Annotated in this window: 4 protein-coding genes; all 4 read left to right on the top strand. The window is 62.4% G+C overall.

The window, feature by feature from the left end:
- The coding region (locus tag CAPSK01_RS03140; protein ID WP_034922362.1) for a glucokinase at positions 1–402 on the top strand (402 nt) is incomplete at its 5' end.
- A 22-nt stretch (positions 403–424) separates the two neighbouring features.
- The gene (locus CAPSK01_RS03135; RefSeq protein ID WP_034922360.1) at positions 425–2,872 is read left to right on the top strand and encodes a glycogen/starch/alpha-glucan phosphorylase; all 2,448 of its coding nucleotides are present in this window, start codon (positions 425–427) and stop codon (positions 2,870–2,872) included.
- 15 nt (positions 2,873–2,887) lie between these two features.
- On the top strand, positions 2,888–5,071 hold the full coding sequence (glgB, locus tag CAPSK01_RS03130; protein WP_034922358.1) for a 1,4-alpha-glucan branching protein GlgB: 2,184 nt from the start codon (positions 2,888–2,890) through the stop codon (positions 5,069–5,071).
- Entirely contained in the window at positions 5,059–7,095 is a 2,037-nt protein-coding gene (gene glgX, locus CAPSK01_RS03125; protein ID WP_034922356.1) for a glycogen debranching protein GlgX, read from the top strand. Before glgB ends, glgX begins: the two co-directional genes overlap by 13 nt.
- The last annotated feature ends 20 nt before the right edge of the window (positions 7,096–7,115 follow it).

Here is a 7,115-nt window from a genome sequence, read left to right as displayed (position 1 = left end):
CGCCTGCTTTCCGGCAGCGGTCTGCCCTTGCTGTACCGGCTGGTTGCCGAAGTGGACGGCCGTCGCGGCGAACCCTTGTCGACGGCCGAGATCGTCGCACGTGCGATCACTGGCCACGATGTCCAATGCCGGGCAGTGATCGACACTTTCTGCGCCATGCTCGGCTCGGTCGCGGGAAATCTTGCACTCACACTCGGCGCCCAGGGTGGCGTGTATGTCGGTGGTGGTATCATTCCCAGGCTGGGAGACATTTTCGATCGCTCACCATTTCGCGCTCGTTTCGAGGCCAAGGGGCGCTTCGCTGCCTACCTGGCCGCAATTCCGACCTATCTCATGCTTTCTCCGACGCCGGCCCTGCTTGGCGCTGCCCATGCCCTGGCCGACAGCGAGGGTTGCCCATGAACTTTACTGGAGTATCCGCCTGATGTCCGATGCCGCTCAACCCGATCCCGAAAGCCAAGCGCTGCACTCAGAAATCGAGCACAAACTGCTCTCCATCGTTGCTGCCGAACCCACCAGAGCCAGCACGGCCGACCTTTATCAGGCACTTTCGCACGTGGCACGAGAGCAACTGGCGCGACGTTGGGTCGACACCCAGAATGCCGACCGCGACAACAAGGCACGACGCATCTATTACCTGTCGATGGAATTCCTGATCGGCCGCGCGATGAACAATGCCCTGGCAGCACTCGATCTGCGAGACCAGGCGGCAGCAGCGTTCACCGCACCCGGTCCGTCGCTCGACGAGGTCATCGAATGCGAGCCTGACGCAGCACTCGGCAACGGCGGCCTGGGCAGGCTGGCGGCCTGCTTTCTCGATTCGATGGCCACCCTCGGACTCCCCTCCTGGGGCTACGGCGTTCGTTATGAATACGGCATGTTTGCACAATCGATCCTCAACGGCCAGCAAATCGAGCAGCCGGAAGCCTGGCTGCAGGATCGTTCGCCCTGGGAGTTCCCGCGCGCCAACAAGCACTATACCGTACGCTTCGGTGGCCATGCCGAGCATCACGGAGAATGGGCAGAATGGCATGCCGCCGATTCGGTCGAAGCCAAGGCATTCGATTACGTGATCCCCGGTCACGGGACCGAACGGGTCAGCACCCTGCGTTTGTGGAAAGCCGCAGCGCCGTCGCACATCGACCTCGGCGCGTTCAATACCGGCGACTACCAGCGCGCCGCCGAGTTCAAGAATCGTTTCGAGAACATTTCCTGGGTTCTCTACCCGAATGACAGCACCTCGGCCGGCCGCGAACTGCGTCTGCGCCAGGAATATTTTTTCGTTTCCGCATCGTTACAGGACATCCTGTTTCGCCATCTGGCCGAGCATGGCAGCTTCTGCAATCTGGCAGAGCAAGTGGCGATCCATCTCAACGACACCCACCCGGCGATCAGCGTCGCCGAATTGATGCGGCTCCTGGTCGACGAACATGGGATGGCCTGGGCCACCGCCTGGGATCAGTGTCGGCGCATTTTCTCCTACACCAATCACACGCTGATGCCCGAGGCACTGGAAACCTGGAAGGTCACCCTGGTTCAGCGCGTGTTGCCACGCCATATGTTGATCATCTACCGCATCAACCAGGAGTTTCTCGACGAGGTGGTTCGCCTCTACCCCGGAGACATCGACCTGATCCGGCGCGTCTCGATGATCGACGACGGTGGCGGCCACGACAAGGACAAACGCGTCCGCATGGCGAACCTGTGCATTGTCGGCAGTCACCGGGTCAACGGCGTCTCGCAATTGCACTCGGACCTGATGGTGCAGACCATCTTTGCCGACTTTGCCCGCCTCTACCCCGAACGCTTCCATAACAAGACCAACGGCGTCACGCCACGCCGCTGGCTGGCCCAGGCCAATCCTGCCCTCTCCTCCCTGCTCGACGAACGCCTCGGCAGCAAAGACTGGCGCCTGCATCTGGAGCGCCTGCACGAATTGCGGGCGAGCGCCGACGATGCAAGTTTCCGGAGTGCCTTCGCCGAAGCCAAACGCGGCAACAAGCAACGCCTGGCCAGCTACGTCGCTCGTGAAGTCGGCGTCACCCTGAACCCCGACAGCCTGTTTGACGTGCAGGTCAAACGCATCCACGAATACAAGCGGCAGTTGCTCAACGTGCTGCACGTGATCACCCGCTACAACGCGCTGCTGCAGGGATCGACCGAGGGTGTTGCACCGCGTAGCGTGATCTTCGCCGGCAAGGCGGCATCGTCGTATCACATGGCCAAACAGGTGATCCGACTGATTCACGATGTCGCCGCCGTGGTCAACAACGACCCACGCACGCGCGACCTGTTGCAGGTCGTGTTCATTCCCAACTACGGCGTTTCCGTTGCCGAACTGATCATGCCGGCCGCCAACCTCTCCGAACAGATTTCGACAGCCGGCACCGAAGCCTCGGGCACCGGCAACATGAAGCTCTCGCTCAACGGCGCGCTGACCATCGGCACCGAAGATGGCGCCAATATCGAGATTCGCGACAACGTCGGCGCCGAAAACATTTTCATTTTTGGCCACAATACCGCACAGGTCAGCGCCATCCGCCAGTCCGGCTATCAGCCGCACGATCGCTACCTCAACGATCCCCATCTCAAGGAGGTGCTTGACAAGATCGATAGCGGCGTCTTCTCGCCAGGCGAACGCTCTCGCTATCACGACATCTTCAATTGCCTGGTGCATTACGGCGACTACTACCTGCTGCTTGCCGACTACGCGGACTATATCGCCGCCCAGGCGCGTGTCGACGCCCTCTATCTGACGCCCGCCGAGTGGCAGCGCAAAGCCATTCTCAACGTCGCCGGGATGGGTCCCTTCTCGGCTGACCGAACGATCGCTGACTATGCCAACGATACCTGGAAAATTCGCACACTTTAAGTAAGGAAGTCTCAAATGCTTGACCATGCAGAGATCATCGCCCTTTGCCGGGCGGAACACGGCGACCCGTATGCGGTTCTTGGAATGCATACCGATGCCGACGGTGGACTATGGGTTCGTAGTCTGCAACCGGGCGCCCGCTCGGTGGCCGTCCTGGAGGCCAAAACCGGGAGGCAGATTGCCGAGCTGGCGCATATCGAGATCGAAGGAGTCGAAGGCTTCTTCGAGGGACTGATGCCTCGCCGCCGCAACAGTTTTCCCTACCGCCTGCGGATCAACTGGGAATCCGGTGTTCAGGAAACCGACGACCCGTATCGTTTCCCGACCGTACTCGGTGAAATGGACGTCTGGCTGCTCGCCGAAGGCTCGCATCTGCGGCCTTTTGAGCGCCTCGGTGCGCACCTGTGCGAGATCGACGGCGTGGCCGGAACGGTCTTCGCGGTCTGGGCACCGGATGCGCAACGAGTCAGCGTCGTCGGCGATTTCAATACTTGGGACGGCCGTCGCCATCCGATGCGCCTGCGCCGGGAATGCGGGGTCTGGGAAATTTTTCTGCCGGGAGTGAGCGCCGGCGCGCACTACAAATACGAAATTCGCGCGCGCGATGGCTATCTGCTGCCGCTCAAATCCGACCCGTACGGCTTCCAGGCCGAACTGCGTCCGTCGACGGCGTCGATGGTCTGCGCCCTGCCCGAACCCGTGGAACCCGCGCCAGCAGCGGCCGGAGACGAGTTGGGCGCCCCGTTGTCGGTCTACGAGGTGCATCTGGCCTCCTGGCGGCGGGCTGACGATGGCGGCTTTCCGGACTGGCAACGGCTGAGCGAAACCCTGATCCCTTACGTGGTCGACCTCGGCTTCACGCATCTCGAATTGCTGCCGATTTCCGAGCACCCCTTCGATGGATCCTGGGGCTATCAACCGTTGGGGCTTTATTCCCCGACCGCCCGTCATGGCAACCCGACCGGTTTCCGCGACTTCGTCCACGCCTGCCATGACGCCGGACTGCGCGTGATCGTTGACTGGGTGCCGGCGCATTTTCCGACCGACGAACACGGTCTCGGTCGCTTCGACGGCACCGCGCTGTACGAGCACGCCGACCCGCGCGAGGGCATGCATCAGGACTGGGGCACCCTGATCTACAACTTTGGCCGCCGCGAAGTCAGCAACTACCTGATCGGCAACGCGCTGTTCTGGATCGAACGCTACGGTGTCGACGGTTTGCGCGTGGACGCCGTCGCCTCGATGCTCTACCGCGACTACAGTCGCGACGAGGGACAATGGCTGCCGAACGTACATGGTGGCCGCGAGAACCTCGAGGCCGTTGCCTTCCTGCGCCGCATGAACGAGGTTCTCGGCCAGGAGCACCCGAGCGCTTCCACCTACGCCGAGGAATCGACGGCCTGGCCGATGGTCAGCCGTCCCCCTTCGATGGGTGGACTCGGCTTCCACTACAAGTGGAACATGGGCTGGATGCACGACGTTCTCGACTACATGGCCAAGGACCCGGTGCATCGCCGCTATCACCACAATCAGCTCAGTTTTGGCATGATGTACGCCTTTACCGAAAACTTCATCCTGCCGCTGTCGCATGACGAAGTGGTGCATGGCAAGGGCTCACTGATCAGCAAGATGGCTGGCGACTACTGGCAGAAGTTCGCCAATCTGCGCGCATTGTATGGTTATATGTGGGCGCATCCAGGCAAGAAACTGCTGTTCATGGGTGGCGAAATCGGCCAGTGGAACGAGTGGAATCACGATCATTCGCTCGACTGGGGGCTGCTCGACTTTCCGCTGCACGCTGGCGTGCGCACCCTCATCCGCGATCTCAACAGCATCTACCGCAGCAATCCGGCGCTGCACCAGGTCGATTTCGAGCCGGCCGGTTTCGAATGGGTAGCCCCCGACGATGCCGAGTGTTCGGTGGTCGCCTTCGTTCGCTGGTCGCGCGATCATTCCCGCGCCATCCTCTACGTCGGCAACTTCACGCCGGTCGTTCGGCATGGCTACCGGATCGGCGTACCGATGCCGGGAAGGTATTCCGAAAGGATCAACACCGACTCCGAGTATTACGGCGGCAGCAACGTCGGCAATGGCTTCGAGCCGGTCCATGCCGAGCAGGTGCCGGCGCACGGCCGCGAATGGTCGCTGAATCTGACGCTGCCGCCACTCGCCGCGCTGTACCTCGAATGGATCGCGTGAGCGACCGCGCCGATCTTGAAGCCGGGCGGCCGTGGCCGCTCGGTGCCAGTTGGGACGGGCACGGCGTCAACTTCGCACTCTTTTCGGCGCACGCCGAGCGCGTCGAGTTATGCCTCTTCGACGCGGACAGGATGCGCACGCTGCCGCTGCGCGAATGCAGCGACCAGGTCTGGCATGGCTACCTGCCCGGTGCCGGACCCGGGTTGCGCTACGCTTACCGGGTGCATGGCCCCCAGGCACCCGACCCCAACGACCACGGCCATCGGCAAGGCCACCGCTTCGATTCCCGGCGCCTCCTGCTCGACCCCTACGCACGCGAAGTGGTCGGCCGTTTTTCGTGGCGAACACAGGGCAACCAGGAAAACTGCCTGACCGCCTGTGTGGTTGACGAAGCATTTGACTGGGAAGGTGACGCCCCCCCTGCGACAGCGCTGGCTGACACGGTGCTCTACGAGGCGCATGTCAAGGGCTGCAGCCGGCAACACCCCGGCGTACCCGAAGTGCTGCGCGGAACCTACGCCGGTCTCGCCGCGCCGACGATGATCGAACATTTCCAGCGGCTCGGGGTCACCGCCATCAACCTGCTGCCGGTGTGCCACTTTCTCGACGAAAAGCACTTGGCAGACAAGGGCCTGGTCAATTATTGGGGCTACAACTCGCTCGCTTTCTTCGCCCCGGAACCGCGCTATGCAGCGCGGATCGGCGGACAATCGGTGATTGCCGAATTCAAGACGATGGTCCGCGCGTTGCACACCGCCGGCCTCGAAGTCATTCTCGACGTGGTCTTCAACCATACCGCCGAAACCGACGAGGCGGGCCCGACCCTCTCGTTCCGCGGCATCGACAACCTGAGCTACTACCTGTTGCCCCCCGGTCATCTCAACCGCTACGAAAACTTCACCGGCTGCGGGAACACCCTGAATCTCGCCCACCCGCGGGTTCTGCAAATGGTCATGGATGCGCTTCGCTACTGGGTCGGCGTCATGCACGTCGACGGTTTCCGCTTCGACCTCGCTGCCACGCTGACACGCGACAGCGCCTTTCTTGCCGCCGTGCGGCAGGACCCCTTGCTGCAGCGTGTCAAGTTGATCGCCGAGCCCTGGGACATCGGACCCGACGGTTACCGTCTGGGGCGTTTCCTGCCGGGCTGGAGCGAATGGAACGACCGCTTCCGCGACGACGTGCGCGCCTTCTGGCTGACCCACCAGGCCGGTGTCGGACAGCTGGCACAACGGCTCGCCGGGTCACGCGAAGTTTTCGGTGTCAACGGGCGCGCCCCCCAGGCGGGCACCAACTTCATCACCGCGCATGACGGTTTCACCTTGCGCGATCTCGTCAGCTATCAGAAGAAACACAACGAATTGAATGGCGAGGACAATCGTGACGGGCACGGCCATAACCATTCATCGAACTGCGGTGAAGAAGGGGTCAGCACGGATCCGGCAGTACTCGAAAGGCGCCGTCGCCTGCAGCGCGCGCTCCTCGCCACGCTGATGCTGTCCCAGGGCGTACCAATGCTGCAGAGTGGCGACGAAATCGGACGCACACAGGCCGGCAACAACAACGCCTACTGCCAGGACAATGCGATGACCTGGCTCGACTGGAAGAACGCCGATGCCGAGTTGATCGACTTTGTCGCCGGGCTGATCGGTTTGCGCCGACGTTTCCCGCAACTGCGGCAGCGCCGTTGGCTAACCGGCGAGATGACTATCGACGGACAACCCGATGTGCTCTGGTGGCACCCTGCAGGCAGACCGATGCGCCACGCCGACTGGGAGTCGAAAAAACTGGGTGCTTTCGGTCTGCAGCTCGCTCCCGACCGGCCCGCCGTGGGCATTGCACAGGATCGCCAAACCTTGCTATGCCTGATCAACCGCGATGATGGCCAGACCTCCTTCCTGCTGCCGGCAGGGGTCTGGCAACAGATCTGCGACAGCAGCGCGCAGGCTCCCTTTGCTCCCCACTCGCGCGAGATCAGCACCCCGGTGGCGGCGCGCAGCGTACAGATTCTCAGCCGTTCCTGATTCGCAGAGGCACCTTGGAC

Source organism: Candidatus Accumulibacter vicinus, from assembly GCF_000584955.1.
In the GTDB taxonomy this organism is placed as follows: domain Bacteria; phylum Pseudomonadota; class Gammaproteobacteria; order Burkholderiales; family Rhodocyclaceae; genus Accumulibacter; species Accumulibacter vicinus.
The sequence above is the reverse complement of the archived record's forward strand: the minus strand, read 5'-3'. Positions and strand labels throughout refer to the sequence as shown.